Origin of the sequence: Dactylosporangium sp. CA-139114, assembly GCF_050955725.1 — a bacterium.
Lineage (GTDB): Bacteria > Actinomycetota > Actinomycetes > Mycobacteriales > Micromonosporaceae > Dactylosporangium.
Genome location: NZ_CP192080.1, coordinates 9,682,774 through 9,708,742 on the forward strand (window position 1 = coordinate 9,682,774; position 25,969 = coordinate 9,708,742).

Annotated in this window: 26 protein-coding genes; 7 read left to right on the forward strand and 19 right to left on the reverse strand. The window is 71.9% G+C overall.

What is annotated here, in order from left to right:
• Positions 1–56 precede the first annotated feature (56 nt).
• From ACQP2P_RS43510 to ACQP2P_RS43525, 4 genes are all read right to left on the reverse strand, one after another.
• Positions 57–1,151, reverse strand: a complete 1,095-nt coding sequence (locus tag ACQP2P_RS43510) for a branched-chain amino acid aminotransferase (protein WP_433611177.1) — start codon at positions 1,149–1,151, stop codon at positions 57–59.
• Between the two features lie 68 nt (positions 1,152–1,219).
• Entirely contained in the window at positions 1,220–2,071 is an 852-nt protein-coding gene (locus tag ACQP2P_RS43515; RefSeq protein ID WP_433611179.1) for a spermidine synthase, read from the reverse strand.
• An 82-nt stretch (positions 2,072–2,153) separates the two neighbouring features.
• Positions 2,154–4,697 (reverse strand): glycoside hydrolase family 9 protein, encoded by a 2,544-nt coding sequence (locus ACQP2P_RS43520; protein ID WP_433611181.1) that lies wholly within the window; start codon positions 4,695–4,697, stop codon positions 2,154–2,156.
• 80 nt (positions 4,698–4,777) lie between these two features.
• Positions 4,778–5,248: a DUF6328 family protein gene (locus ACQP2P_RS43525; RefSeq protein ID WP_433611183.1), complete on the reverse strand. Its 471-nt coding sequence runs from the start codon at positions 5,246–5,248 to the stop codon at positions 4,778–4,780.
• 126 nt (positions 5,249–5,374) lie between these two features.
• Here ACQP2P_RS43525 and ACQP2P_RS43530 point away from each other — a divergent pair, with 126 nt between their 5' ends.
• Positions 5,375–5,695: a DUF6401 family natural product biosynthesis protein gene (locus ACQP2P_RS43530; protein ID WP_350619099.1), complete on the forward strand. Its 321-nt coding sequence runs from the start codon at positions 5,375–5,377 to the stop codon at positions 5,693–5,695.
• Between the two features lie 37 nt (positions 5,696–5,732).
• Here the strand turns inward: ACQP2P_RS43530 and ACQP2P_RS43535 are convergent, their stop codons facing one another.
• Together ACQP2P_RS43535 and ACQP2P_RS43540 are read right to left on the reverse strand one after the other, a co-directional pair.
• Positions 5,733–6,251: a hypothetical protein gene (locus ACQP2P_RS43535; protein ID WP_433611185.1), complete on the reverse strand. Its 519-nt coding sequence runs from the start codon at positions 6,249–6,251 to the stop codon at positions 5,733–5,735.
• 86 nt (positions 6,252–6,337) lie between these two features.
• Positions 6,338–7,063 carry a CAP domain-containing protein gene (locus ACQP2P_RS43540; protein ID WP_433611187.1) on the reverse strand — a complete coding sequence of 242 codons (726 nt, stop codon included), beginning with the start codon at positions 7,061–7,063 and terminating at the stop codon, positions 6,338–6,340.
• Between the two features lie 228 nt (positions 7,064–7,291).
• Between ACQP2P_RS43540 and ACQP2P_RS43545 the strand changes: the two genes are divergently transcribed.
• Both ACQP2P_RS43545 and ACQP2P_RS43550 read left to right on the forward strand, forming a co-directional pair.
• The gene (locus ACQP2P_RS43545) at positions 7,292–7,492 is read left to right on the forward strand and encodes a PspC domain-containing protein (RefSeq protein ID WP_433611189.1); all 201 of its coding nucleotides are present in this window, start codon (positions 7,292–7,294) and stop codon (positions 7,490–7,492) included.
• Between the two features lie 358 nt (positions 7,493–7,850).
• The gene (locus ACQP2P_RS43550; protein ID WP_433611191.1) at positions 7,851–8,237 is read left to right on the forward strand and encodes a DUF6401 family natural product biosynthesis protein; all 387 of its coding nucleotides are present in this window, start codon (positions 7,851–7,853) and stop codon (positions 8,235–8,237) included.
• Here the strand turns inward: ACQP2P_RS43550 and ACQP2P_RS43555 are convergent.
• The 12 genes from ACQP2P_RS43555 to pdxH all read right to left on the reverse strand — a co-directional run bounded on the left by ACQP2P_RS43555 (position 8,234) and on the right by pdxH (position 20,583).
• Positions 8,234–9,742: an MFS transporter gene (locus tag ACQP2P_RS43555; RefSeq protein WP_433611193.1), complete on the reverse strand. Its 1,509-nt coding sequence runs from the start codon at positions 9,740–9,742 to the stop codon at positions 8,234–8,236. The two genes, ACQP2P_RS43550 and ACQP2P_RS43555, sit on opposite strands and share 4 nt — an antisense overlap.
• A gap of 414 nt (positions 9,743–10,156) precedes the next feature.
• Positions 10,157–10,888, reverse strand: coding sequence for an LppX_LprAFG lipoprotein (locus tag ACQP2P_RS43560; RefSeq protein WP_433611195.1), 732 nt, complete (start codon positions 10,886–10,888; stop codon positions 10,157–10,159).
• Between the two features lie 125 nt (positions 10,889–11,013).
• Positions 11,014–12,492, reverse strand: a complete 1,479-nt coding sequence (locus ACQP2P_RS43565; protein WP_433611197.1) for a glycoside hydrolase family 3 protein — start codon at positions 12,490–12,492, stop codon at positions 11,014–11,016.
• Positions 12,493–12,589: 97 nt separating this feature from the next.
• On the reverse strand, positions 12,590–13,054 hold the full coding sequence (locus ACQP2P_RS43570; protein ID WP_433611199.1) for a DUF4442 domain-containing protein: 465 nt from the start codon (positions 13,052–13,054) through the stop codon (positions 12,590–12,592).
• A gap of 146 nt (positions 13,055–13,200) precedes the next feature.
• Positions 13,201–14,523 (reverse strand): ABC transporter ATP-binding protein, encoded by a 1,323-nt coding sequence (locus tag ACQP2P_RS43575; protein ID WP_433611201.1) that lies wholly within the window; start codon positions 14,521–14,523, stop codon positions 13,201–13,203.
• Between the two features lie 160 nt (positions 14,524–14,683).
• Positions 14,684–15,472: a DUF4230 domain-containing protein gene (locus ACQP2P_RS43580; protein ID WP_433611203.1), complete on the reverse strand. Its 789-nt coding sequence runs from the start codon at positions 15,470–15,472 to the stop codon at positions 14,684–14,686.
• A gap of 75 nt (positions 15,473–15,547) precedes the next feature.
• Entirely contained in the window at positions 15,548–16,720 is a 1,173-nt protein-coding gene (locus ACQP2P_RS43585) for an acyl-CoA dehydrogenase family protein (RefSeq protein ID WP_433611205.1), read from the reverse strand.
• Positions 16,721–16,737: 17 nt separating this feature from the next.
• Positions 16,738–17,028, reverse strand: a complete 291-nt coding sequence (locus ACQP2P_RS43590; protein WP_350619071.1) for a type II toxin-antitoxin system VapB family antitoxin — start codon at positions 17,026–17,028, stop codon at positions 16,738–16,740.
• A 57-nt stretch (positions 17,029–17,085) separates the two neighbouring features.
• Positions 17,086–17,703, reverse strand: coding sequence for a nitroreductase family protein (locus ACQP2P_RS43595; RefSeq protein ID WP_433611208.1), 618 nt, complete (start codon positions 17,701–17,703; stop codon positions 17,086–17,088).
• Positions 17,704–17,712: 9 nt separating this feature from the next.
• The gene (locus tag ACQP2P_RS43600) at positions 17,713–18,648 is read right to left on the reverse strand and encodes an aldose 1-epimerase family protein (protein WP_433611210.1); all 936 of its coding nucleotides are present in this window, start codon (positions 18,646–18,648) and stop codon (positions 17,713–17,715) included.
• Positions 18,649–18,664: 16 nt separating this feature from the next.
• Entirely contained in the window at positions 18,665–19,927 is a 1,263-nt protein-coding gene (locus ACQP2P_RS43605; RefSeq protein ID WP_433611212.1) for an MFS transporter, read from the reverse strand.
• On the reverse strand, positions 19,924–20,583 hold the full coding sequence (gene pdxH, locus ACQP2P_RS43610; RefSeq protein ID WP_433611214.1) for a pyridoxamine 5'-phosphate oxidase: 660 nt from the start codon (positions 20,581–20,583) through the stop codon (positions 19,924–19,926). Before pdxH ends, ACQP2P_RS43605 begins: the two co-directional genes overlap by 4 nt.
• A 138-nt stretch (positions 20,584–20,721) precedes the next feature.
• Here pdxH and ACQP2P_RS43615 point away from each other — a divergent pair, with 138 nt between their 5' ends.
• From ACQP2P_RS43615 to ACQP2P_RS43630, 4 genes are all read left to right on the forward strand, one after another.
• Positions 20,722–21,828, forward strand: coding sequence for a citrate synthase 2 (locus ACQP2P_RS43615; protein ID WP_433081062.1), 1,107 nt, complete (start codon positions 20,722–20,724; stop codon positions 21,826–21,828).
• Positions 21,829–21,922: 94 nt separating this feature from the next.
• Positions 21,923–23,041 carry a phosphoserine transaminase gene (gene serC / locus ACQP2P_RS43620; RefSeq protein ID WP_433611216.1) on the forward strand — a complete coding sequence of 373 codons (1,119 nt, stop codon included), beginning with the start codon at positions 21,923–21,925 and terminating at the stop codon, positions 23,039–23,041.
• A gap of 117 nt (positions 23,042–23,158) precedes the next feature.
• Positions 23,159–24,247, forward strand: a complete 1,089-nt coding sequence (gene sepH / locus ACQP2P_RS43625; protein WP_433611218.1) for a septation protein SepH — start codon at positions 23,159–23,161, stop codon at positions 24,245–24,247.
• Positions 24,248–24,279: 32 nt separating this feature from the next.
• Positions 24,280–25,266 carry an aldo/keto reductase gene (locus tag ACQP2P_RS43630; RefSeq protein ID WP_433611220.1) on the forward strand — a complete coding sequence of 329 codons (987 nt, stop codon included), beginning with the start codon at positions 24,280–24,282 and terminating at the stop codon, positions 25,264–25,266.
• Between the two features lie 69 nt (positions 25,267–25,335).
• On the opposite strand, the gene thpR is transcribed toward ACQP2P_RS43630, so the two are convergent.
• A complete protein-coding gene (gene thpR, locus ACQP2P_RS43635; RefSeq protein WP_433611222.1) occupies positions 25,336–25,893 on the reverse strand; it encodes an RNA 2',3'-cyclic phosphodiesterase in 558 nt (185 codons plus the stop codon).
• Positions 25,894–25,969 lie beyond the last annotated feature (76 nt).

A 25,969-nucleotide genomic window follows, 5' to 3' on the forward strand; every position in this document is an offset into this window, starting at 1 on the left:
AACGGTCCCGGCCGGCCGCGGGCGCGACGGCCCGCGGCCGGCCGGGGACGTGCGCGTCAGACGCGGACCGACCAGCCGAACGGGTCCTCCGCGCGGCCGCGCTGGATGCCGACGAGACAGTCGCGGATCTGGGCCGTGACCGGGCCCTCCGCGCCGCCGCCGATCGCGAACTCGCCGTCGTGCGAGCGGGCCCGGCCGATCGAGGTGATGACCACCCCGGTGCCGCAGGCGAACGTCTCCAGCAGCGTGCCGTTCGCGGCGTCCGTGCGCCACTCGTCGACCGAGTACGGCCGCTCCCGCACGGCCCAGCCGCGGTGCCGGGCGAGCGTGAGGACCGAGTCGCGGGTCACGCCGGGCAGGATCGAGCCGTTCAGCGGCGGGGTCACCAGGACCGGGGCCTCGGCCGAGCCGTAGACGAAGAAGAGGTTCATGCTGCCCGACTCCTCGATCCAGCGGTGCTCGACCGCGTCGAGGAACACCGTCTGGTCACAGCCCGCGTCCTGGGCCTGGGCCTGGGCGCGCAGGCTCACGGCGTAGTTGGCGGCGGCCTTCACGTGGCCCGTCCCGCCCGGCGCGGCCCGCGAGTAGTCCTGCGAGATCCAGACGGTGACGGGCTTGGCGCCGCCGGAGAAGTACGCGCCCGCCGGGGAGGCGATCACCGCGAAGAGGTACTCCGACGACGGCCGGACCCCCAGGAACGGGTCCATGGCGATCATGAAGGGGCGCAGGTAGAGGCTCTGCCCCTCGCCCGCCGGCACCCAGTCCCGGTCCGCCTCGACCAGGGTCCGCACCGCCTTGAGGAACAGCTCCTCCGGCAGCTGCGGCATCGCCAGCCGGTCGGCGGTCGCGTTCAGCCGGCGCGCGTTGGCCTCGGGGCGGAACAGCCCGATGCCGCCGTCCGGCAGCACGTACGCCTTCAGCCCCTCGAACAGCTCCTGGCCGTAGTGCAGCGCCGCGGTGGCCGGGCTGAGCGAGAGCGGCCCGAACGGGATCAGGCGGGCGTCCCGCCAGCCCTCGCCCTCGTCCCCGCCGCCGTAGCGAATCGTGACCATGTGGTCGGTGAAGACGCGACCGAACCCGGGATCGGCGAGCAGAGCCGCGCGCTCGGCCGCCGGGCGACGCTCGGCCGGGGCGATGTCGAATTCGAGCATTCCGGAACTGTATGCGGTTGCTGAACGATCCCTAAGCTCCATCCCGGGGACTGGTCGGTAACAACCACTCAGAACAGATTGGCCGGCGGCGCGGGCGAGGGGGTCGCGGTCGCGTCGGTCACCACGCGGGCGCCCGCGATCAGGTCGGTCAGGTCGTCGCCGGCCACGAGCCGCGCCGGGAACGGGTCCGCCGCACCGGCCCGGGCCAGCGGCGCCACCGGGATGCGCCCGGCCGAGGCCGCGGCCGCCAGGATCACGTTGCCGAAGCGGCGCCCGCGCAGCACCGCCGGCTCGGCGAGCAGGACCACCTCGCCGTACACCCGCCGCAGCGTGGCCGCCTGGCCGCGGGCGAACGCGAGCCCGGAGCCGTCGGCCAGGTTGGCCGCGTACACCCCGTCCGGGCGCAGCAGCCGCGCGGCCGCGGTCAGGAACTCCAGTGACGCCAGGTGCGCGGGCACCCGGGCCCCGCCGTAGACGTCGGCGATGACGAGGTCGAAACGGCCCGGCGCGAGCGACTCGACCGCCTCCCGCGCGTCGGCCGCGCGGACCCGGATGTCGGCATTGCGGGGCAGCGGCAGCTCACGGCGGACGAAGTCGATGAGCGCCGCGTCGCGCTCGACCACGCGCTGGGACGAGCCGGGCCGGGTCGCCGCCACGTACCGCGGCAGGGTCAGCGCCCCGCCGCCCAGGTGCAGCACCGACAGCGGTGCGCCGGCCGGGGCCATGGCGTCGATGATCGAGGCGACGCGACGCATGTACTCGAAGTCGAGCCGCCGCGGGTCGTCGAGGTCGAGGGCGGACTGCGGATAGCCGTCCAGCAGCAGCGTCCACCGCCCCGGCCGGCCGTCGTCGGGACACAGCTGCGCCACGCCGCCATCGACCTGCTCGACGATCCCCGTCTCGCGCTTGCGCCCGCCCACCCGGCAATCTTGCCCTGGACCCCGGCTCGCCCTGGATCCCGGCCCGCCACCCTTTCGGGAGGCGGGCCGGGGCCGGCGTCGGTCAGCAGCGGAAGGTTGCCGGGGTCGCGTTCGGGCCCCAGGCCACGGTCCCGGCGAGCAGGACCGTGGTCTGCTCGCCCGGCTTCAGCCGCGAGTTGCGCGGCGTCAGCTCGACGTCCGCGGCGGTCTGCTTCGCCGTGCCGTTCACGGCCAGCTCGACCTTCTGCGTGCCGGTGTAGGCGAAGCGCACCCGCACGTCGTTCAGCGTCTGCTTGCCGGTGTTGCTGATCGTGGCCTGCGCGATGTAGACGCCGCCGAGGTTCAGCACGGTGCTGTACCGCACCGAGCACCCCGACGCCGCCGGCGCGCCGCCCTCGCCCTGGTCCGCCATGAACGAGGCCACCCACGACAGCGTCGAGTTCCAGTTGATCGCGATCTCGTTGGTGGAGTACGAGTTGATGTCGTCGACGTAGCAGAACTGCGGCGCGCAGCCCGGCAGGAGCTTCTGCGCGAGCGGGTCCTGCAGGTTGGAGTTCGGGCCGCCCGCGAGGGAGCCCGCCGGCGGGTGCGGCAGCGCCGCGTTGAGCTGGTGCGCGTACATGCGCGTGTGCTGGTTCTGCGACGCGCGCTCGCCGTAGCCGGTGACGTAGGACTGGTTGAGCGCGTTGCGCCCGAGCAGGTAGTCCATGCCGGTCGCGACCCCGTCACGGAAGTCCGCCGACCCGGTCAGGTCGTAGGCGGTCGCGATGACGACGAGGTTGTTGAGCACGGCGCTGTTGGAGCCCCACTCGTACTTGCCGGAGCTCGGCGCGTACGCGATGCCGTACGGGTTGGCGCGCACGCTCGCGAGGTACCCCTTCGCGCCGTCCACCACGGACTGGCGCACCCGGTCGCGGTCCGGCAGCCCGTTGGGGACGGTCGCCAGGTCGAGCCGGCCCAGCGCCGCGGTAAAGCCCCAGCTGAAGCCCTCGGGCTTGAAGATGTCCGCGGTGTGCCACTTCGAGCTCGTGACCGCGTCGCGGTACACCTTCTCGCCCGTGCTGATGTAGAGCTCGGCGGCCGCCCAGTAGAACTCGTCGGTGACGTCGCTGTCGTCGTACGCGCCGCCGCCGTTGCCGTCGCTGCCGGGCGCGTAGACGGCCGGGTGGGCCACCGCCGCCGCGTACGCCGCCTTGGAGGCCGCGAGCAGCCGGGCCGCGAACGCCTTGTCGTAGGGGGCGAAGAGCCGGGCGCCCTGCGCCGCCGTGGCCGCGAGGTTCAGCGTCGCCGCGGTCGACGGCGGGTGCAGCTCGCGCGGCTGCGGGTCGGCGGCCGGGTCGAGCGGCAGGCCGGTCCAGTTCTGGTCGTGCACCTTGTGGTGCACCATGCCGGCCAGCGGCTGACCCGCGGGCACCTGCATGCGGAGCAGGAACTCGAGCTCCCAGCGGGCCTCGTCGAGCACGTCGGGCACCTGGTTGCCGTGCTCCGGCAGGCGCAGCGAGCCGTCGGCGAGGTCCTGCGGCTTGGCGCCGGGCGCGACCTTCGAGCGCTCGAAGGTGCTCATCAGCTGGTACGCCGCGATGCCCCCGTTGACCACGTACTTGCCGTGGTCGCCGGCGTCGTACCAGCCGCCGCGCACGTCCAGCCGGTAGTCACACACGCCCGCCTGACACGGCACGTCGGTGTCGCCCTGGTTCGGCGCCACCCCGAGGTGCCCGGCCTTGCGGCCGTATCCGGGCGCGATCGCGTCGGAGATCTCGATGCCGCTGCGCTGCACGTAGAACCAGGACAGGGCGTCGGCGCGCAGCCGCGCGTAGGAGGCGTTCGCGCCGATGTCGAAGGGCACGCTGGTCTCGCCGTCGGCGGTGAGCGTGAAGCCCTTCCCCTGGACCTTGTACTGCGAGAAGTCGGCCGTCTGCACATTCTGCCCGCTCGTGGCGTCCAGGCCGCGCGGGGTCGTGTTGCCGCTGGCGACGACGGTGCCGGCGGCGTTGCGCAGCTGCCAGGGCAGGGCCGAGGTGGACTCGGTCACGACGGTGGCCTGCTTCGGGCCGTTGGCGAGATACCCGACCTGGTTGACCCGCACCCGCGGGCCGGTGTCCGGCACGTACACGGGCGGCGGTGCCCCTCCCTGCAGCGAGACGTTGTCGACGCAGAACTGGTAGGCCGACGCGTTGCCGCCGACCTGGAACGCGACCTGCCCGCCGGTGGTGTCGGCGGCCGCGGTGAAGGTGTAGGCGAAGTCCTGCGGCTGCGGCGTGAGCTGCGGGGCCTCGGAGATCTCCTGCGTGTACGGCGGGTCCGCGAGCTGCACGTTCGCGCGCACGGTGACCGGGACGGACGCGCTGGCCGTGAACGCGAGGCGGTAGGACTCGCCGGCCTGCAGCGTGATCGCGTTCTGCCCGATGATGGCGTCCCACGGGTTGGTGGTGCCCGCGGGAATGTTCGCGCACAGTCGCCCGTCAATGACCGAGGCCGGCGAGTTGCCGGTCCACCACCACGGGTCGGTGCCGTTGTCGAAAGTTCCGTTGATGACCTGTTCCGCTGGGTCGGCGTGGGCCACGGCCGCACTCAGCGGGACGACCAGCAAAGCCGCCGCAATGGCGATGGGTAATTTGCGCTGCACGGACACCCCTTTGGCGGAAAAGATGTGGGAGCGTTCCCAAGGTGTCGCAGCACGGCGGGGCTGTCAAGATGTGAAGCGCTTCAACGCTTGACCGCGGGCAGGACGTACCAGATCCCGATGAAAGCTGCAGCGAACGCGGCGCTCACGCCGATCGCCCAGGACACTCCGACGACCACGTGAAAGATCAGGAAAATCGCACCGACGATCGACAGCCACAGAAACCACAATCCGACGCCGGCGAGATTGCTGCTCGTCTCCACCAGTTCTCCCTTGCGGCCCCGCCGGAAGAGAATGCGATGGTGGCTCACCGGCGCGATGAGGAACAGCGTGGCGAGGCCGGTGCAGAGGATCGTGACGACATAGGTGACCTTCTGTCCCGGGGTCACGATGGCGAATCGCTGGCTGAACGGCAGCGTCAGCAGGAACGCGAAGAGGATCTGCACACCGGTCTGCGCGACTCGCAGCTCCTGGAGCAGTTCCGCCCAATTCCGGTCAAACCGCTCGTCACGCGTCTCTTCGCGCCGGTCACCCGGCTCCTCGCGATCGGCCATGCGGGTCCATTTACCCACCGGAACAACCGGGCGAACCTGGCGGTTTGGCTCATCCTGCGCCGGTGCCGCGCGCGTGCGGCCATGTCGGGGCTGTGCAACTGCGCACGCTCGGCTTATCGTCGCGACGTGAGTGCCCCCTTCGATGAGCTGACCGCCGGCCGCCGGGCGTGGATCGCACGCGCCGGCCTCGCCGAGCTCGCCGCCACCATCGGCCGCCCCGGCCGGGCGGCGGTCACCGAGCGCCCCGACCTGCTCGCACGGGTCGACCAGCATGCGGCCGCGATCCGCGACTCGCTCGGCGGGGCGCTGCTCGATCCGGTCGCGCTGGCCGGCTACTCGGCGGCGATCCGCGACGCGGCCCGGGACGCCGGAGACCCGCTCGAGGACTGGTCGCGCCCGTCGTGGGCGATGCTGCGCCTGCTCGCGGTGTGCAGCCTCGTTCCGTGAGTCTCGCGGCCCGAGGCCGCAGAAGGCGTTACCGCTCCTAGATCTTCTGTGTCATCTGCCCGAGCAGCGCATGCAGGCGGTTGACGGTTCCGGGACCATCGGTGATCTTGCCGCTGTCGACGTAGTAGACGAACGACGCGCGCAGCACCAGGTCGCCGTCGTACGTCTCGACGTACGCCTGGCTGTCATCGAAGAACGAGAACGTCGTCGCGTCCACGCCCTTGGCGTCCTTGGCCGCGGCCTTGTCGAAGTCGACCTGCTCGGCCGCGGCCATCGACGGGCGCATCACGCTCAGGAAGATGTAGAACGCGCCGGACGAACCGTCGACGGCGCACGCCTTGAGGCTGTCGGTGTCGCGGCGCTCCTTGTCGGCGAGGCTCTCGCCGAGCGCGGCCTTGTACTGCTCATCACTGGCGAGCGAGCACACGTCGACGTGGTCGTAGGCGCCCGCGTTGGACTTCGCCTCGGGTGGCGCGGCCGCCTTGTCGTCACCGCAGCCGGCGAGCACCAGCATGGCGCCCGCCAGCAGCAGCACTCTGCGAACAGTGAGGGTCACTCGTGCTTTCTACCCGCTGAGCGACCCGGGTTTCCAGGCTCGCGGGTTCGGCTGTTTCTCAGACTCGGCTTCCCAGACTCGGCTTCTCAGACTCGGCCGAAGTCCTGCGTCCAGTACGGGGTGCCGTCGGCCTTGTAGGCCAGGCCGACGCCGACCGCGACGCTCTGGCAGTTGAGGATGTTGGCCCGGTGACCGGGGCTGTTGATCCAGCCCGTGACCACGTCCTGGGCCGTGCGGTAGCCCCACGCGATGTTCTCGGCCGAGGCCCCGGTGGTGTAGCCGGCGGCCGCCTCACGCTGCACGAAGTTGCTGCCGTCCGAGCCGGTGTGATCGAAGTAGTTCTTCGTCACCATGTCGGTGCTGTGCGCCCGCGCGGCCGTGACCAGGCGCGCGTCGATGCGCAGCGCCCCGCAGCCGTTGGCCTGGCGATAGTTGTTCGTGAGCGTCACGACCTCGTTCTCCATCGCGGCGTACTGCCCCGTGGCCGGCGCGGTCGTCACCGGCGTGGCCGGCTTCGTCGGCGCGGTCGTCGGCGTCTTGGTGGGCGTCGTCTTGGTGGGCGTCGTCTTGGTGGGCGTCTTCTTCGCGGCCGACTTCTTCTTCTTTTTCTTCTTCGACGTGTAGGAGGTCTTGGCGGCCGCGTCGTCCGCGGCCTGCGCACCCACGGCCTCGATGACGTGCGCGACACCGGCCGAGACGGGCGCGCCGGCCGCGAGGGCCTGTGGTCCGGCGGTCGTGACGAGCGCGAAGCCGAGCGGCGCCGCGATGAGGGCGGCGGCGATGGTGGTGGCGCGGCGGGCGAACCGGGTCACTGTACGTAGGCCTTCCATTCGGGAACAGGTGAGGTCTGACGCACTGGGTATCGGGCCCGTCACACCCGGCCTGAGCTGGTCAACCGGCAGGCAACGCGCGGCAACCGACCGGCTACCCGTGCGGAGCATTCCCTAGTGGGAGGGGCACGCGATTTCGGTCAAAGGTTGGAGGGCGAGGCGGCCGGGCATTTCTACGGTTGAGGTACACATCGACGAAGGAGCGCGGTCATGTCCAGTCTCGTCAGGCCCCGTGACAACCGTTGGATCGCCGGCGTCTGCTCGGGCCTTGCCCGCCGCTTCGGCATGTCGCCCAACATCATGCGGCTGATCTTCGTCATCTCGTGCCTGCTGCCCGGCCCGCAGTTCGTGATCTACCTGGTGCTGTGGGTCCTGATGCCGGACGAGTCCAAGGCCCGCAGCTACAACTGAGCCCGCTCCTTCCCACGGCTCTCCCTGGCGGACGGGGTCCGGTGTGCGGCCCGGGCCCCGTTTCCGTTCGCGCTGCGCTCCAGACCGACAAGTCGGGCACTGCGTGCCACGACTTATCGCATTTATCGCCTGGCGGGGCATAGGTCAGAATATGACCGATCTTCGCGTTTGTCGCCGTGTGTTCCCGGCGACCGGGGCGGTTTGTCACGGTTCATCCGGCGCGGCACCCGGCGTGGCGCGCTCCGACCATTCGCCGGTTCTCGACTGATTCCGCGGCGTTTGGGAGCGGGGCGGGTCGCACCGGGTGCGGGGCGGGTCCGGCGGTTCAGCCGGGTCCGGGGCGGCCGAAGTCGGTGGCATGTCCAACGACACGAGCTACACCGCAGCCGGCCCGGCCGCCTCCGGGGACTTCGCCGAGGCCACCCGCCGCAGCGTCGCCCGTTCGACGCTCAACGGCCTCATGATCTGGCTCGGCGAGGCGGGCCTGGCCGCGGCGCGCGAGTCCGCGGGTCTGCAGGCGACGATCGACCAGCACGCCGCCGCCGTGCGCGACGCCCTCGGCGACCCCGAGCACGGCCCCGGCGCCGTCCCGCTCGCGGGCTACGCCACCGGCGTGCGCGACGCCCTCATCGAGGCCCAGTGGCAGCTGCCGCCGACGAGCGAGCTCGACTGGCCGGCCCTGGAGTGGCCCGCCCTGCGCCTGATCGCGATCTGCGCGCTCGCCCGGGCGGGCGGCTTCGTCTAGGTCGTTCGCGAGCGCCCCGGCAACAGCAGCGCGCACAGGGCACCCACGACGCAGATGACCGCCGTGGCCAGGAAGATTTCGCGGTACTCCGTCCGAAGCGCCCCCTGCAACGCCGCCTTGTAGGCATCCAGGAGCCGACGCTGCTCATCCGGCGACTTGCCGAACACCAGCGGAAAGTTCAGGTGCGCCGTGAGCTCGTGGAAGCGGTGCAACCCCCAGGCGGTGAGCCCCGCGACGCCGATCAGCATGCCCATCATCCGCGCCACGACCACCGCCGACGACGCCACCCCGTGCTGCGCCGGGGGCGTCGCGCGCAGCACCGCGGCCGACAGCGGGCCGATCACGAGCCCGAGCCCGAAGCCGGCGATCACGAGGTCGGTGTCGAGCCGGGGCAGCAGACCGAGGTAGCGCACCTCGAGGATGTTCGCGGGCCAGCCGGCCACGAGCACGTACCCGGCCGCGGCCACCACCAGCCCCGCCACGGCGACGAAGCGCTCGCCCAGGCGCGACACCAGCCATCCGCCCAGCACGGCGCCGACCGGCAGGGCGATCAGGAACCGGGTCAGCACCAGCGTCCCCCGCACCCCGCCCCGCCCGAGCAGCGTCTGCGCCACCAGCTCCACGTCGACCAGCGTCACCATCAGCGCCGCCCCCGCGCAGAAGCTGGCCCCCAGCGCCGCGAAGAACGGCCGCCGCAGCGCCCCGCGCAGGTCGACCAGGCGCGTGCGGGCCCGCGCCTCCCACGCCACGAACAGGGCCGCCCCGACCCCGGCGCCGCCCAGCGCCCACGCACCCCAGGGCGGCAGCACCGCGCGCTCGGGATCCGGGTTGTAGAGGCCCACCACCGCGGCACCGAGCGTCAGGGCCAGCAGCAGCCCGCCCACAACATCGGTTTTCCGCTGCGGTACCCCCTGGGCCCGCCCCGGCAGCGCCACCCACACGAGCGCGATCGCGACCGCCGCGAGCGGGAGGTTGAGCCAGAAGATCCCTCGCCACGACCCGAAGAGGGCGGCGACCCCGACCCCGTACAGCGGGCCGAGCACGCTCCCGAGCTCCTGAGCCGCCCCGACCGCCCCGAGCACGCCGGCCCGGCGCCGCTCGGCCCAGAGATCTCCGGCCAGCGCGAGGGTGACCGGCAGCAGCGCACCGCCGGCCAGTCCTTGCACGGTGCGCCCGGCGCTCAGCAGCCAGATGGAGTCCCCGGAGGCCGCGGTGAGCACCGACCCGGCCGCGAACCCGGCCAGGCACCCGACGATCACCGCCCGCCGCCCGAGCCGATCCGAGAGCGACCCGAGCAGGGGCATCCCGGCGATGTACCCGAGCAGGAACCCGGTCACTACGGGCGTCACGCGTTCGAGCCGGTTGGTCGCGATGTGCAGCGCGTCGAGGATGTCGGTCAGCACCCCCACGACCACGTACGCGTCCAGGGCCGCGAGCAGCACGGTCGCCCCGCCGACCCCGATCGCCAGCCCCCGCCGGACCCGAACCCCGCCACCGGCAGCCACACCAACCCCGCCACCGGTCACGCTCACTGCACCGCCGCCTGGAGCCGCACCCAATCCGCCGCCGCCCGCGCCCGCTCGACCGGGAGCCGCACCCACGTCGCCACCGTCCGCGCTCACTGCGCCGCCAGTCTCATGCGCTCTGCCGCCGCCACTGTCGACGGCGTCAACCGCCTCGACCGCCCGCTCCTCACCGGCCGCGGTCACGCCTCGCTCACCGCCGACCCAAGACCGAGGCGAGACCTTCCATCACCGGCAAGCGAAGGCGCAGGCCCCTGACCAGCGCGAAGTCCGGCTCCTACCGGCGATACGGAAATGTCGGATATGTCGGTGCGCGCAGCGCCCGACATATCCCCGCCGCACGAGTCGACGGTGAGCCGCGGCGCGGTGCGGTCGGCGAACGGCATCGGGCGCGGCCTACTTCGGCGGCGTGATCGTCACGGCGGCGTCGAACTCGGTGAAGGTCACCGTCACCGTGCCGCCCTTCGCGTCACCGACGGCCGGGAGATCGAACGCGGCCTTGAGCAGGCGTTTGTTGTCCTTGGCGATCCACACCCGGCCCGGCACCGACCCGGTCACGCCCGGCACGATCTTGGAGAGGTTGTCGGCGGGGAACTTGGCGCTCACGCGGTACGTCGCCTGGCCGTCCACGTTCTCCGACGCCTCGGTCTTGCCGTCGGTCGCGGTGCTCAGCACCTTGGCGATGCCGCGCTCGGGGTCGAGGATCGCCGACGGGTCGTAGACGGACGCGGCCAGGGCGAGCGGGATCTGCTGGTAGTCGCCGGTCGGGCCCTTGAGGTACATCGTCTGGCCCACGATCGTGAAGCTCAGGTCGGTCGCCGCGCCCATCTGCTCGATCTGCGCGGTGCCCTGGGCGTTGCCCTCCTTGGTCAGCACGCCCTCGGCGCGCTTCAGGGCGATGCCCGCGATCGTGCCGTCGGCGGCGATGAGGAACTTGGCGCTCTTGATCGCGCCCATCGCGGTCGAGGAGTCCTTGAGCAGCCCGTCGGCGGCCGGCAGGTTCGGGTCGGCCGACGGGGCCGAGCTCTTCTTGTCGTCGGAGGAGCAGCCGGAGAGCGCGACGAGCGTGGCCGTCAGCGCGGCGATGCCGGCAACGAGCAGACCGGGGCGGGACTGGGTGCGGGACATACCCGGCATGCTAGACCCGCCCCGGTAACAACTCGATCAGCGCCGCTGAGCGCCCTCTCAGCCGGCCCCCGACCTCGGCCACGAACCGGCGACGCCGACGAGGACCCGACGCCGACGACGCCCGGTCAGGGCCGGCCGGCGAGCAGATCGGCCACCGCGCGGCCGGCCGCGGCCGTCGCGCCGAAGGTCGCGATGTGCACGTCGCCCAGCGGAGAGGCCGGGACGCCCATCTCGACGACGACGGCGTCAGGGCGTACCGATAACGCGCCCTTGAGGGATTCCGTCATCCACGCGTAGCGGTGCGGGTCCCGCGCGACCAGCACGAGCGGCCGGTCGCCGGACGCCTCCAGCGCGTCGGGCAGGCCCTCCGACGACGACAGGCGCACGCCCGTCGTGGCCGGCACCAGCTCCGCCAGCGGCGCGAGCAGGCCCCAGGGCGTCTCGGGGGCGATGGCGAGGTTGAGCTGGGGCTGGAACTCGATGACGTACGGCGCGGCGGCGAGCGGGAACGTCGCCTCCGGGGCCGAGATGCGCAGCGCGCGCCGGGCCGCGGACAGGCCCACGGCGGCCGCGCGCGGGTCCGGGGCGACCTTCGGGGCCGCGAGCGACCAGGCGGCCAGGCGGGCGACCCGCGCGGCGGCGTCGGCGAGGCGCTCCTCGGGGAGCCGGCCGGAGCGGACCGCGGCGATGATCGCGTCGCGGAGCATGGTCGCGGTCTCCTCGTCCGCGTGCTCCCCGCCGACGCAGATGGCGTCGGCGCCGGCCGCGAGCGCGAGCACGGTGGCGTTGGCCAGGCCGAACCGGTCGGAGATGGCGCGCATCTCGATGCCGTCGGTGACGATGAGGCCGTCGAAGCCGAGCTCGCCGCGGAGCAGGTCCGTCATGATCCTGCGGCTGAGGGTCGCCGGGAGATCGGGGTCCAGCGACGGTACTCGCAGATGCGCGCTCATCACCGCCTGCACGCCCGCGGCGATGGCGGCCCGGAACGGGATCAGCTCGACGGCCTCGAGGTCGGCGCGGCCGGCCTTGATCAGCGGCACGTCCAGATGAGAGTCGACGTTGGTGTTCCCGTGCCCCGGGAAGTGCTTGGCGCAGGCCGCGACGCCGGCCTCCTGCAGCCCGGTGATCCAGGCCGCGGTGTGCCGGGCCACGCGCTCGGGCTCGGCGCCGAACGCGCGCGAGCCGATGACGGGGTTGTTCGGGTCGTTGTTGACGTCGGCGTCGGGCGCGTAGTCGAACGTGATGCCGGCCGCGGCGAGATCGCGCCCGAGGTGGCAGGCCACCTCGCGGGTCAGGGCCGGGTCGTCGATCGCGCCGAGCGCGAGGTTGCCGGGCCAGGGGCTGCCGGTGTACGCATCGATCCGGGTGACATCGCCGGCCTCCTCGTCGATGGCGACGATGACGTCCGGCTTCTCGGCGCGCAGGGCCGCGGTCAGCTCGGCGACCTGGTCACGGTCGACCACGTTGCGGGCGAACAGCGCGACGCCGCCCAGCCCTTCGGCGAGGCGGCGACGAAGCCACGCCGGCGGCTCTTTGCCGACGAACCCGGGCTGGAGCACGGCGTCGGCCATGCTCCTGAGTTCGACCCCCGTGCGTGCGTCCATGCGTGACCACCCCTTCGCTTGGCGAAAATGGTCACATCACGGCTCGGTAATAGTCAAGAAACCTTCCAGTAGTTAACAGGCTCTTCCCAGTCCGGAATCACCCGTGCGGGCGGATGGTCCACACCACCGTCATGGTCGTCGTGACGGCGCCGTCAGCTCGGGTGATCTCGATGGAAACCGGGAACTCGGGGCGCCCACCGGCCTGCAACTCATCGATGACCTCCGACACCGGGCGGCCCAGCGTGGCCGTGGCGGCGACGGGGCCGCGGGCCAGCTTCGCGTACGCGATGTCCGAGCGCACCGCGAGCGGCGTGCCCAGGTGCAGGTGCGGGCCGAACGCGGCCATCACCACGGCGCCCGAGGCCGTCTCCCCGAGCGCGAACAGGACACCGGCGTGCGGGCCGGCCACGTGGTTGTGCAGGCGCTCCTCGTCCGGGAGCGTCGCGACCGCCCGGACGACGTCACCCTCGGCGTCCAGGTCGGTGATCTCGATGCCGAGGGTGCGCGCGAACGGTACGGCCGCGATGAGGTTCTCGCCGAGCGTCTTCGAGTCCAGGGTCATGCCGCGATGTTACCGACGGGTAGCAACGGCGGGATCAGGAGAACAGCCGACCGACGGCCCGCACGATCTCGACGTAGAAGTTGCCCTCGATCTGCCGAAATATCTGGAACGGCTCGTCCGGCGAGCCGAAGAACGGCCGCAGTCACTCACCGCCACCCCACGTCGATGCGCTGTCCCCTTTCGTCGAAAAAGTGCAGCGCTTCCATGCGCACAGCGACGGTCAACGGATGACCGTGCGTGACATTCGGGTAGGGCGCCAGGCGCACGGCGAGCTCGGCCGGGCGCCGGTGGTGCCGGCCCGGGTCGCTCAGCACGCTCTCGCGGTTCTGCGGCCGGCGCTGGGTGCCGCCGCGGCCGTTGACGCCGGCCCCGACGAGCTCGTCCTCGGCGCCGCGCCCGGTGATCTTGCTGACGAACCGGCGCAGCCCGCCGCCGTTGATCGGGATGTCGGTCGGCGGCTTGCCGATCTCGTCGACGATCACGGCGGTCGCGCCGATGTCGAGGAACGCCAGCGACTCGTGGCCGTGGTGCTCGAGATAGCGGATGCGGCCCCGCAGCACGTCACCCGTGGTCGAGTCCGGCACCGGGGTCAACGCCTCCGCCCGCACCCCGATGACGATGCGCTCGCCGTGGAAGTGCGCGACCTGGCGCGAGCGCAGGTCGTTCCACGGCAGGTGCAGCACCTGGTCGCCCATGTGCAGGGCGATGTGGCGGTCGAGGTGCACGTAGACCTCGGCCTCGAGCAGGTTCATGCGCGGGCTGCCGAGGAAGGCGGCGACGTAGAGGGTCGCCGGGCGGCCGTACACCTGCGTCGGCGTGCCCACGTCCTGCAGGACGCCCTTGCGCAGGATCGCCACCCGGTCGGCCATGGTCAGCGCCTCGGCCTGGTCGTGCGTGACGTAGATCGTCGTGACGCCGAGCTCCCGCACCAGGCCCGAGATCTCGGCCCGCAGCTCGGCGCGCAGGCCGCTGTCGAGGTTCGACAGCGGCTCGTCCATGAGGAACAGCTTCGGCCGCCGCACGATGGCCCGCCCCATCGCGACCCGCTGCCGCTGACCACCGGAGAGCTGGCCGGGCTTGCGCGCGAGCACGTCGCCGATGCCCAGCGCGCTGGCCACCTCCGCGACCTGCTCCGCCCGCGGCTCGGGCTCGATGCCCGACAGCCGCAGCGGGAAGCCGATGTTCTCGCCGACCGTCATGTGCGGGTAGAGGGCGAAGTCCTGGAAGACCATCGCGACCCCCCGCTCTCGCGGCGGCAGGTCGTTGGCCAGTTCCCCGTCCATGATGATCGCGCCGGAGGTGGGGTCCTCCAGCCCGGCCACCATGCGCAGCAGCGTCGACTTCCCGCAGCCACTGGGACCGAGGAGCACCATGAACTCGCCCTGTCCCACATCCAGGTTCACTCGGTCGACGGCAACCGTGCCATCGGCGAAGACCTTCATCACATCTTTGAGTGCGACGGTAGCCACCGTCACCTCCACCCCAGGTCAGCAATTCGCGATTCGGCCAGTTACCCCGAGTCAAATACTGTGATGAGGGGCACGCAAGTTGGTCCATCGGGTGAATGACCAGTGTTCGCCGCGTTACCGCGCAACTACTGTCGCGAAATTTTCCTGGTGGACGCCGAGATCAGCCCGCCGGGAAGTTCACCGTTACCGATGAGTACCCCAGGGCGCCCAGGAACTGCTGCAGCATCTTGCGCGTGTTGTCCTCGGCGCGCTTCTGCAGGCCGGCGTCCTTGGCGGCGTCGCCGATCTTCTGCTCGGCGAGCTTGTAGACCTCCTGCAGACGGTTCGGGTCCGAGCTGAAGGCGTCGCCGATGCGGTTGAAGACGCCGCGTTCCTCCTGGTAGACGTAGCTGTGATCATTGTCGATCCGGACCGGCCGCAGCTGCGGGGCCGGCAGGTTGATCTCGGCCGAGCGACGGTCCTCGGACTCCTTCACCGCCCCCTGGCCGATGCTGGAGAAATCGACGTAGACCTCGACCGAGCCGGCCGCGACGAACAGAATGCGCTCATTGAGCAGAAAGTCCGGGATGTACTTGCGGTCCTTCTGCACGTCGACGATGACCTGAAAGTTCCCCTCCGCCGCGACGAACTGGTTGAGGTCCTGCACGGACTTCAGCAGCGCGGGGCCGGAGCGGTCGGTCTGCTCCTGGGCGAACGGGTTCTTCAGGCCGGGGAACAGCCCGATGGTCTTCGCGCCGAGCACGAGCGCGACGACGAGGCCGATCGCGGCCACGAGCCAGAACAGCCCGCGCATCGCGCCGCCGCCCTGCTTGATGATCACCGGCTGGGGCGGGTCGGCCGGCCTGCGGTCGTCGCGCGGGTCGAGCCGGTCGCCGATCTCCAGGCGGTTCCCGGGGCCTGAGGCAACCTCGGGATACTCGGAGGTCTTCGACTCTTCGTTGTCGGCCATGCTGACGGCTCCCGGGTGCGGAGGATCTACCTACCGCTAACGGTAAGGGGAGCGGTAAAGCGCCGCGAATCGATCTCAGGCGAACGCGGCGAGCCCGGTGAGGCGCTGCCCGATGACCAGCTGATGGATCTCCGAGGTTCCCTCGTACGTGAGCACCGTCTCCAGATTCGCGGCGTGGCGCATGATCGGGTACTCCGCGCTGATGCCGTTGGCGCCCAGGATCGTGCGGCACTGGCGGGCGATCCCGAGCGCCTCCCGCACGTTGTTCAGCTTGCCCACGCTGACCTGCTCGGGCCGCAGCCGCCCGGCGTCGGCGAGCCGGCCGAGGTGCAGGGCGAGCAGGTACCCCTTCTGCAGCTCCACCGCCGCATCCGCGAACTTGGCCTGGGTCAGCTGGAACCCGGCGATCGGCCGGCCGAACTGCTCCCGGGCGCCGGCGTAGTCCAGCGCGGTGTGCAGGCTGTCCCGCGCGGCCCCGAGCGCGCCCCACACGATGCCGTAGCGCGCCTCGGTCAGGCAGGACAGCGGCGCCTTCAGCCCGCGCGCGAGGGGCAACTGGGCCGAGGCGGGCAGCCGGACCTCGTCGAGGAAGATCTGCCCGGTGCAGGAGGCCCGCAGCGAGAGCTTGTGGTGCACGACCCGCGCGCTGAATCCCGGGGTGTCCGTCGGTACCGCGAAGCCACACACCCCGTCGTCGGTGCGCGCCCACACGACGGCCACGTCCGCGACGGGGGCGTTGGTGATCCACATCTTGCCGCCGCTGAGCACCCAGTCGTCGCCGTCGCGCCGGGCCCGGGTGGTCATCGCGGCCGGGTCGGAGCCGTGGTCGGGCTCGGTCAGCCCGAAGCACCCGATCGCGTCGCCGGCCGCCATCCGGGGCAGCCACTCGGACTTCTGCTCCTCGGACCCGTACTTCCAGATCGCGAACATCGCCAGCGACCCCTGCACCGACACGAGGCTGCGCACGCCCGAGTCGCCGGCCTCGAGCTCCAGGCACGCGAGCCCATAGGCCACGGCGCTCGCCCCGGCGCACCCGTAGCCCTCGAGGTGCATGCCGAGCAGCCCCACCCCGGCCAGCTCCTTGGCCAGCTCGCGGACGGGCACCTCGCCGCGCTCGTACCACTCGGCGACGCTGGGCCGGACGTGATCGTCGACGACCCGGCGCACGAGTGCCCGGATCGCCAGCTCTTCCTCGGAATGCAATCCGTCGATGTCGAGCAGGTCGAGGGGGCGCGCCGTCGTCGTCACGCCCCCCAGAATATGCACTAAGCCTGCAGAACCCGTGCGTGGATCGAGGTCCTCTGCTGCAGAGCGGCCCGCAGCGCCCGGTGCAGGCCGTCCTCCAGGTAGAGGGCGCCCTCCCACTGCACCACGTGCGGGAACAGGTCGCCGTAGAACGTCGAGTCCTCGGCGAGCAGGTGGTCGAGCGCCAGCTCCCGCTTGGTGGTGATGAGCTGGTCAAGCCGCACCGGGCGCGGCGGGATCTCGGACCATTGCTTCAGTGTCAGCCCATGCTCCGGATACGGCCGACCCTCACGGACCGCCTTGAAGATCATGAACGCGTCACCCCCCTGACCGTGCCAGGGTACCGACTGGGTGCGACAGAAACCGCGTCACGAGCCTGCCCGGTTACCCCAATTCCCGCGGTGCGTAACACTCGGTGACTCCCGCCGGCCGCGCTTGAGCGACGCCGAGCGCGTGTCGGGCGCGCGGTACCCGAGCGTCATGGCCCCGATCGGCGTATACGCCTCCGGGACGCCGAACTCGGCCCGGAACTGCGGGATCCGATCCGGCGTGATGCCGAAGAAGCACGAGCCCAGCCCCTCGTCCACCGCGCCGAGCAGCACCAGCAGGCTCGCCATCCCGGTGTCGATGTGCCAGTACGGCACCGGCCACCGGGCCTCGTCACGGTCCGTCCAGCCCTTGTCCGGCTGGGCGTAGCGGTCGAGGTAGGCGTCCCGGTGGCTCAGCGGCACAACGATGACGGGCGCCTTGGTCATGCCCTCCATCCAGCCCGTCGGCGGGTGCTCCTCGGGCGTGGTGGCGGTCCAGAACCGCTCGACGTCCGCGCGGGTGTCGAGCAGCAGGAACTCCCAGCCCTGGGAGAAGCCCGCGGACGGGGCGTGCACCGCATACCCCAGCAGCCGCTCGACGATCTCCGCCGGCACCGGACGGTCGGGGTCGTAGTTGCGCACCATCCGCCGCCGGCGGATCACCTCGGAGAGCTCCATGCCTGAAGCCTAGATCGCGCGGATCCCCCAGCTCCCACGCCAGGTCGAACCCGGCTCCAGCACGACGACGTCGCGGCCGGAGCGGAACGCGTCGGGCGGGCAGGTCATGGGCTCGATCGCCAGCGCCTTGCGCAGCCGGTCGGCGGGCAGCGTGTCGGAGGAGTACACCTGCCACCACGAGAAGGCGGCGTCGGCCCAGACGGTCACGCCCCGGCCGTCGGGCGCGGTGACGTCGACCTGCGAGCCGCCGTCGGCCGCCGCGTCCACGTCGCCGAAGGCCGTGTCGAGCACCGTGGCGCCGAGCCGGCGGCCGTCCACGAAGTCGTACTCGGTGCCCGCCACCCGGGCCCCGCCGACCGGCAGCAGCCGCACGTCGACGAGCAGGCGGCTGCGAGCCGGCACGCGGAGGGTCAGCTCGTCCACGGGCACGCCCGGGACGAGGACGTACGGGTGCGTGGCGAGCCCGAACGGGGCCGCCCGGTCGCCGGTGTTGGTGACCTCGTGCTCGGCGCGCAGCCCGCCCTCACCGACCGACCAGGTGGTCCGCAGCCGCAGGGGCCATCCGTAGCCGGGCTGGGGCACCAGGTCGTGCTCGACGGTGATGCGGTCCTCGGCCACGTCCACGGCGGCCCAGCGGACCCAGTTCACCAGGCCGTGGATGGCGTTGTGCCGCTCCGGCTCGGTCAGCGGCAGCTGCTGCTGCTCACCCTCGAAGGCGAACTGCCCGTCGCGGATCCGGTTCGGCCAGGGGGCCAGCACCTGCCCGGCGCAGCCGACGGCGCGCTCGTGCTCCTCGTAGCCGGAGACGACCTCGCGCCCGTTCGAGGTGAAGGTGCGTACGCCACCGCCCACCTCGACGATGACGGCCTCATGGCCCCCGGAGCGGATCGTCCACTGTGTACCCGAAGGGGCGTGCTGCAGCTGCGCGGCGGCGGCGGTTTCCATAAGCGTGACAATATCGTCACGAAGACGTGTCGGTGTAGCGGAGGAGCACCGGGAAGGCCGCTGCGAGCAGCACAGCCACCACGGCGGCGGCGATTCCGCCGGCGACCCACGAGAATGTCGCGCCCGCCACGTCGGCCACCGAGCCGGCCCGAAGGTCACCCAGACGTGGACCTCCGGCGACCACGGCGAAGAAGACACCCTGCAGCCGGCCACGCATCGCGTCGGGCGCACTGAGGAGCACGCTCTGGCGGTACACCCCGCTGATCATGTCCGCCGCACCGGCCAGCGCCATGAAAGCTACACACGCCCACAGCCACGGAACCGCGCCGGCGGCCGCGACCGCGAGCCCCCAGCCGACCACGGCGCCGACGAGCGCGATGCCGCGGCGGTGCACCCGGTTGATCCACCCGGAGGTGAGCCCGGCCAGCACGGCGCCGATGGCGATGGAGGAGTAGAGCCAGCCCAGCGAGGATTCGCCGAAGCGCTCGTCGGCGACGACCGGGAACAACGCCTTGGGCATGGCCAGCACCATCGCCGCGATGTCGATGGCGAAGGTGAGCAGGATCAGCCGGTGCCCCGCGAGGAAGCGCAGCCCGACTCCGATGTCCCGCAGACCGGCCGACTTCTTCTCGCCGGTCGGCGGCAGGGCGGGCAGGCGCAGGGTGGCCCACAGCACGACGGTGAACAGCACGGCGTCGACGGCGTAGGCGGCGGAGAAGTCGAACGCGGCGATGACGACCCCGGCCCCGACCGGCCCGCCGATCGCGGCCACGTTGGACACGGTGAAGCCCAGCGTATTGGCCGAGGCCACCTCCTCCGGGCCGACCAGCGACGGGATGATGGCCTGGCGCACCGGGCTGTTGATGCCGAACGCGGCCGACTGGGCGGCGATGAGCCCGAGCATCAGCCACGCGTTGTCCAGGTGCAGCACGGCCTGGGCGAGCAGCCCGAGCGTCGTGAGCCACATCAGCACGGAGCTGACCAGCAGCACCTTGCGGCGGTCGTACGCGTCGGCGATGGCGCCGCCCCAGATCGAGAACACGATGAGCGGGACGAGGCCGACGAAGCTGGCCACGCCGACCCAGAGCGCGGACTTCGTGATGGCGTAGACCTGCACCGGCACCGCGACCGCGGTGAACTGCACGCCGAAGAAGCTGACCGCGTTGCCGACGAAGATGCGGCGGTACGGCCCGTGGCGCAGCGGCCGGACGTCGATCGCGTGCCGCCGCAGCCAGCCCCGCGACTCCCCCTGCTGCTGCTCGTCCTCGACCGCGGTCACGGCGCGAGCCGCTCGACCTTGGTGGCACCGTCCGCGATGACGAAGCGCAGCCGGTCGTGCAGCCGGCTGCCCCGGCCCTGCCAGAACTCGACCTCGTCCGGCGCGACCCGGAACCCGCCCCAGTGCGGCGGCGCCTCGATCGGCCCGTCGCCGAAGCGCTCCTCGGCCGCCGCCAGCCAGCGCTCGAGGTCCGCCCGGGCCCCGATGACCGTCGACTGCGGGCTCGCCCAGGCGCCGAGCTGGGCGCCGCGCGGGCGCACCGCGAAGTACTCCTCGGTCTCCTCGCGCGGCACCTTCGCCACCGTCCCGCTCACGATGACCTGGCGGTGGAGGTGGTACCACGGAAAGACGAGCGTGGCCCGCGGGTTCCCGGTGAGATCGTGCCCCTTGTGCGATTCGTAGTTCGTGAAAAACGTGAATCCGCGCCGGTCGTACCCCTTGAGCAACACCGTGCGCGCGGACGGCCGGCCCTCGGCGGAGGCGGTGGCCAGGAGCATCGCGTTGGGCTCCGGAAGCCCGGCCTCGACGGCGTCGGCGAACCAGGTGGCGAACTGGTCGAACCACGTCGCGGCGAGCGTTTCCTCATCCAGCTCGCCGGAGTACTCGGTGCGCATGCGCGACAAATCTTGCGGTGATGTGCTGGGGCTCACGCTCACATCCTTCCTCCGGCGATCGAATTTGCGTGAAGATGTGTCACGTAGGACACATCTGAGTCACCGTTCAGTCGGCAGCGGCCGCCTTCCGGGGCGAAGATGGCTGGGAGTTGACACCCCGATTTCACGCAGGAGTGAGTCATGTCCGATTTCAAGCCGGGACTCGAGGGCGTGATCGCCTTCGAATCCGAAATTGCGGAGCCCGACAAGGAAGGCGGCGCCCTGCGCTATCGCGGGGTCGACATCGAGGATCTCATCGGCCAGGTGTCCTTCGGCAACGTTTGGGCATTGCTCGTCGACGGGAAGTTCGGCCCGGGCCTGCCGCCCGCCGAGCCGTTCCCGGTGCCCGTGCACTCCGGCGACATCCGGGTCGACGTGCAGTCCGCGGTCGCCATGCTGGCGCCCTACTGGGGCCTCGGCCAGCTGCTCGACATCGAGACCCCGCAGGCCCGCGAGGACCTCGCCCGGGTCAGCGTGACCGCGCTGTCGTTCGTCGCGCAGGCCGCCCGCGGCCTCGGGCTGCCGGCCGTGCCGCAGAAGGAGATCGACAAGGCCGAGACCGTCGTCGAGCGGTTCATGCGCCGCTGGCGCGGCGAGCCCGACCCGCGGCACGTCAAGGCCGTCGACGCCTACTTCATCTCGGCCGCCGAGCACGGCATGAACGCCTCCACGTTCACCGCCCGCGTGGTCGCCTCCACCGGCGCCGACGCGGCCGCGTGCATCTCCTCCGGGATCGGCGCCCTGTCCGGCCCGCTGCACGGCGGCGCGCCGTCGCGGGTGCTCGGCATGATCGAGGCGGTCGAGCGCTCCGGGGACGCCGAGGGATACGTCAAGAGCGTCCTCGACCGCGGCGAGCGCCTGATGGGCTTCGGCCACCGGGTGTACCGCGCCGAGGACCCCCGCGCCCGCGTGCTGCGCCGCACCGCCAAGGAGCTCAGCGCGCCGCGCTTCGAGGTCGCCGAGGCCCTGGAGAAGGCCGCGCTCGAGGAGCTGCACAGCCGCCGGCCCGACCGGGTGCTCGCCACGAACGTGGAGTTCTGGTCGGCCGTCGTGCTCGACTTCGCCGAGGTGCCCGCGCACATGTTCACCTCGATGTTCACCTGCGCCCGCGTGGCCGGGTGGAGCGCGCACATCCTCGAGCAGAAGGACCTGGGCCGGCTGGTGCGCCCGTCGGCGAAGTACGTCGGCCCGGCGCCGCGCAAGCCGCAGGACGTCGAGGGCTGGGACCGCATCCCGCACGGCGTGTAAACGGTGTGACGCTCGTTATCTTTCTCGGGGGTGCGGCGGAAAAGTGGCAGGATCCGCCAGGTACCCGCTGCCGCCGCATCCCGGGAGTCTTTCCATGGCCGAAATCCGCATTCCCGACGAGATCAAGCCCAAGGACGGGCGCTTCGGCGCCGGCCCGAGCAAGGTGCGGCCCGAGGCCGTGCAGGCGCTCGCCGGCGTCGCCTCGACGTGGATGGGGACGAGCCACCGCCAGAAGCCGGTCCGCGACCAGGTCGCCCGGCTGCGGCGCGGCCTCGCGGAGCTGTTCAGCCTGCCCGAGGGCTACGAGGTGGTGCTCGGCAACGGCGGCAGCACCGCGTTCTGGGATGTCGCGACCTTCGGCCTGATCCGCGACCGGGCCCAGTTCGCCAGCTTCGGCGAGTTCGGCGCCAAGTTCGCCTCGGCCGCCGAGAAGGCCCCGTTCCTCGGCGAGCCCACCGTGATCAAGGCGGACCCGGGCACCGGCGCGTTCCTGCGCGCGGAGGAGGGCGTGGACGCGTACTGCTCGCCCCACAACGAGACCTCGACCGGCGTCGCGGTGCCGGTCCAGCGGCTGCACGGTACCGATGCGGGCGCTTTGCACCTGACCGACGCGACCTCGGGCGCCGGCGGGCTCGACGTGGACGTCAGCCAGACCGACGTGTACTACTTCGCGCCGCAGAAGGGCTTCGGCTCCGACGGCGGCCTGTGGATCGCGCTCATGTCGCCGGCCGCCATCGCGCGGGCCGCGCAGATCAAGGAGTCCGGCCGCTACATCCCCGACTTCCTCGACCTGCAGACGGCGATCGACAACTCGCGCCTCGAGCAGACCTACAACACCCCGGCCCTGGCCACCATCTTCATCGCCGCCGAGCAGGTCGACTGGATGCTGGCCGGCGGCGGGCTCTCCTTCGCGGCCAAGCGCAGCGAGGAGTCGGCGTCGCTGCTGTACGGCTGGGCCGAGCGCTCCAGCGTGGCGACCCCGTTCGTCGCCGACCCGACGGTGCGCTCCAACGTGGTCGGGACCATCGACTTCGCCGACTCGATCGACGCGGCGGCCATCTCGAAGGCGCTGCGGGCGAACGGGATCGTGGACACCGAGCCGTACCGCAAGCTGGGCCGCAACCAGTTGCGCATCGCGATGTTCCCGGGCGTCGACCCGGCGGACGTCGAGGCGCTGACCGTGTGCATCGACTACGTGATCGAACGGCTCTGATCTGCTGGCTTTGGGGTTTCTCTCGGCGCGGCGGACGTCTTTCCAGCTAGGGTTGCCGTACTGTGACCAGCAGGCGCCGGCCGATGGCGCCTGAAGCGGGTGGGACGGAGGCACGCGATGCGGCCTGTGCGATTCGTCGCCCTCTCGGAGGACGGCCAGGCGTTCGTCCTTGCCGACGAGGTAGGGCGGCTGCTGGCGCTGCCCATCGATGAGCGTGTCCAGGGTGCCCTGCGCGCGGACCACGGCCACCATCCGGCCAGCGCCCCCGAGACCGGCTCGTCCCAGCTCGCGCCCCGCGACATCCAGGCCCGCATCCGCTCCGGCGAGTCGGCCGAGGAGGTCGCGCGGGTCGCCGGCGTGCCCGTGGACCGGGTCCTGCGCTACGCGGGCCCAGTGCTGCAGGAGCGCGCCATGCTCGCCCAGCACGCCCGGCGCACGCGGCTGAAGACGTCGGACCGGGGCTCGTCCCTGGCCGAGGTCGTCGACACGCGGCTCGGGCAGCACGGGATCGACACCGAGAAGATCTCCTGGGACGCCTACCGCCGCGAGGACGGCACGTGGCGGATCACCGCGACGTGGCCGAGCGGCAAGGCGACCGCCCAGGCCGTGTGGGAGCTCGACAAGGCCCGGCAGCTGGTCGCGCCGCACGACGACATGGCGCAGTACCTGTGCACCGAGCGCGGCCCCGGCGTCCTCGGCCAGGAGCCGCCCGCGCCCGAGCGCGCGCTGCCCAGCCGCGGCGAGACCAGCCGCGGCGACCTCGGGCTGCGCCCCGACGCCGTGCGCAGCGGCGGCCACGAGCCGATCCGGCCGGCCGCGCCCGAGCGCCGCCCCGGCGGCCGCGGGCTGGGCAACGACCCGATCCGCGCCGGGCGCGACGCGCTGCTGGCCTCGCTGGACCGCCCGCTCGGCTCGCAGCCGGGCGAGGAGGCGGCGCCGGTCGTGACGCCGCCGGCCAAGCACGACAACCGGGCCCGCGGCGCGGCCGCGCTCATCGGCCGCTCGCCGTTCGACGAGGACACCGACCAGAGCAAGGAGGTGCCGGCGGTTCCCTCGCTGGCCGTCCTGCGCCCGCGGCGGAACACGGCCTCGGCGGCCGGCCCGGTGGAGCAGCCCTCGGCGACGACGGAGAAGCCCCGCAAGCGTCTGCCCAGCTGGGACGACGTGCTCTTCGGCGGCGCCCCGGCGGCCCGCGAGACTTCCTGAGCCGCGCGGCGCGCCGCGATAGGTTGGTGTGCATGGAGTACACCAACCTGGGCCGGACCGGCCTGTCCGTCAGCCGCCTCTGCCTGGGCACCATGAACTTCGGCCCGAAGACCACCGAGCCGGACAGCTTCGCGATCATGGACCGCGCGCTGGAGCACGGCATCAACTTCTTCGACACCGCCAACGTGTACGGCTGGAAGATCGGCGAGGGCATCACCGAGACGATCATCGGCAACTGGTTCGCCCAGGGCGGCGGCCGGCGCGAGAAGGTCGTGCTGGCCACCAAGGTCTACGGCAAGATGCAGGAGTGGCCGAACGGCCAGGGCCTCTCCGCGCGCCACATCATCGCCGAGGCCAACGCCTCCCTGCGGCGCCTGCGGACCGACTACATCGACCTGTACCAGATGCACCACATCTCCCGCAGCACGCCCTGGGAGGAGATCTGGCAGGCCATGGAGGTGCTCGTCGCGCAGGGCAAGGTGTTGTACGTCGGGTCGTCCAACTTCGCCGGCTGGCACATCGCGGCCGCGCAGGAGTCCGCGAAGTCCCGCCACTTCCTGGGCCTCGTCGCCGAGCAGTGCATCTACAACCTCATGGCCCGCACGGTCGAGCTCGAGGTGCTGCCGGCCGCCCGCCAGTACGGCCTCGGCGTCATCCCGTGGTCCCCGCTGCACGGCGGCCTGCTCAGCGGCGCCCTGGCCAAGCTGGCCGCGGGCTCGGCGGGCCGCAGCGGCGAGGGCCGCGCGGCCGAGGACCTGGAGAAGCACCGGCCGGCGATCGAGCAGTTCGAGAAGCTGGCCGCGGACCTGGGCGCCGACCCGGCCAACCTGGCCCTGGCGTGGCTGCTGGCCCAGGACGGCGTGACGGCCCCGATCATCGGCCCGCGCACCCAGGAGCAGCTGGACAGCACGCTCGGCACGCTGGAGCTGAAGCTGGAGCAGTCGACGCTCGACCGCCTGGACGAGCTCTTCCCGCCGGTCGGCAAGGGCGGCCCCGGCCCCGAGGCCTGGGCCTGGTAACTCGCGGCTTTACCGCGGCCGTCCGCTTGTCGCAGGTTCTCCTGTTGCAGGTGGACGGCCGCTTCTGTTTTATTGCAGGTGGACGGCCGCGAGCACGTCATATTCGGGTTGTGGCCCGAGATGGCTCCGCATCAGCCGTACCTCGTCCAGCCGCCACGCCGGCCCCCGGTACGCGGCGAGCACCTCGAGATCCACCGCGAGCTCCTCGTCCCCGACGAGGTTCCCGGGCCGAGCGATCGTCACGTGCGGCTGCCAGCCCCGCCGGTCGAACGGCAGCCGGTGCCGCCGCAGCGCCTTGCGCACCGCGGCTCCGAGCCGCCGCAGCCCCACCCCGTCGTCCTCGGTCTCGAGCTCGGCGACGAGATGCTTGAACTGTCCGCGCCCGAGCGTCCGGCCCCCCGCGATCCGTACGACGGGCGCCGGGACGGAGGCGAGCTCTTCCAGCGCCTCGGTGGCGGCGACCTCGTCGTCGACGTCCCCGATGAACGCGACGGTGAGATGCCAACGCTCGGGCGCGGCGAGCCGGACGGACCGCTCCCGGGGCCGGGCCACCGCGAGCCCGTCGACCACGCGCTTGAAGTGCTCGCGCACCTCAGCCGGCGGGTAGACCGCCATGAAGACCCTCAACGCACTCCGTTTCCACTAGGACGACCAATCTCAGCGCGACGGTGAGATGCCGCCGCGCGAGCCGCGCTTGCAGTGG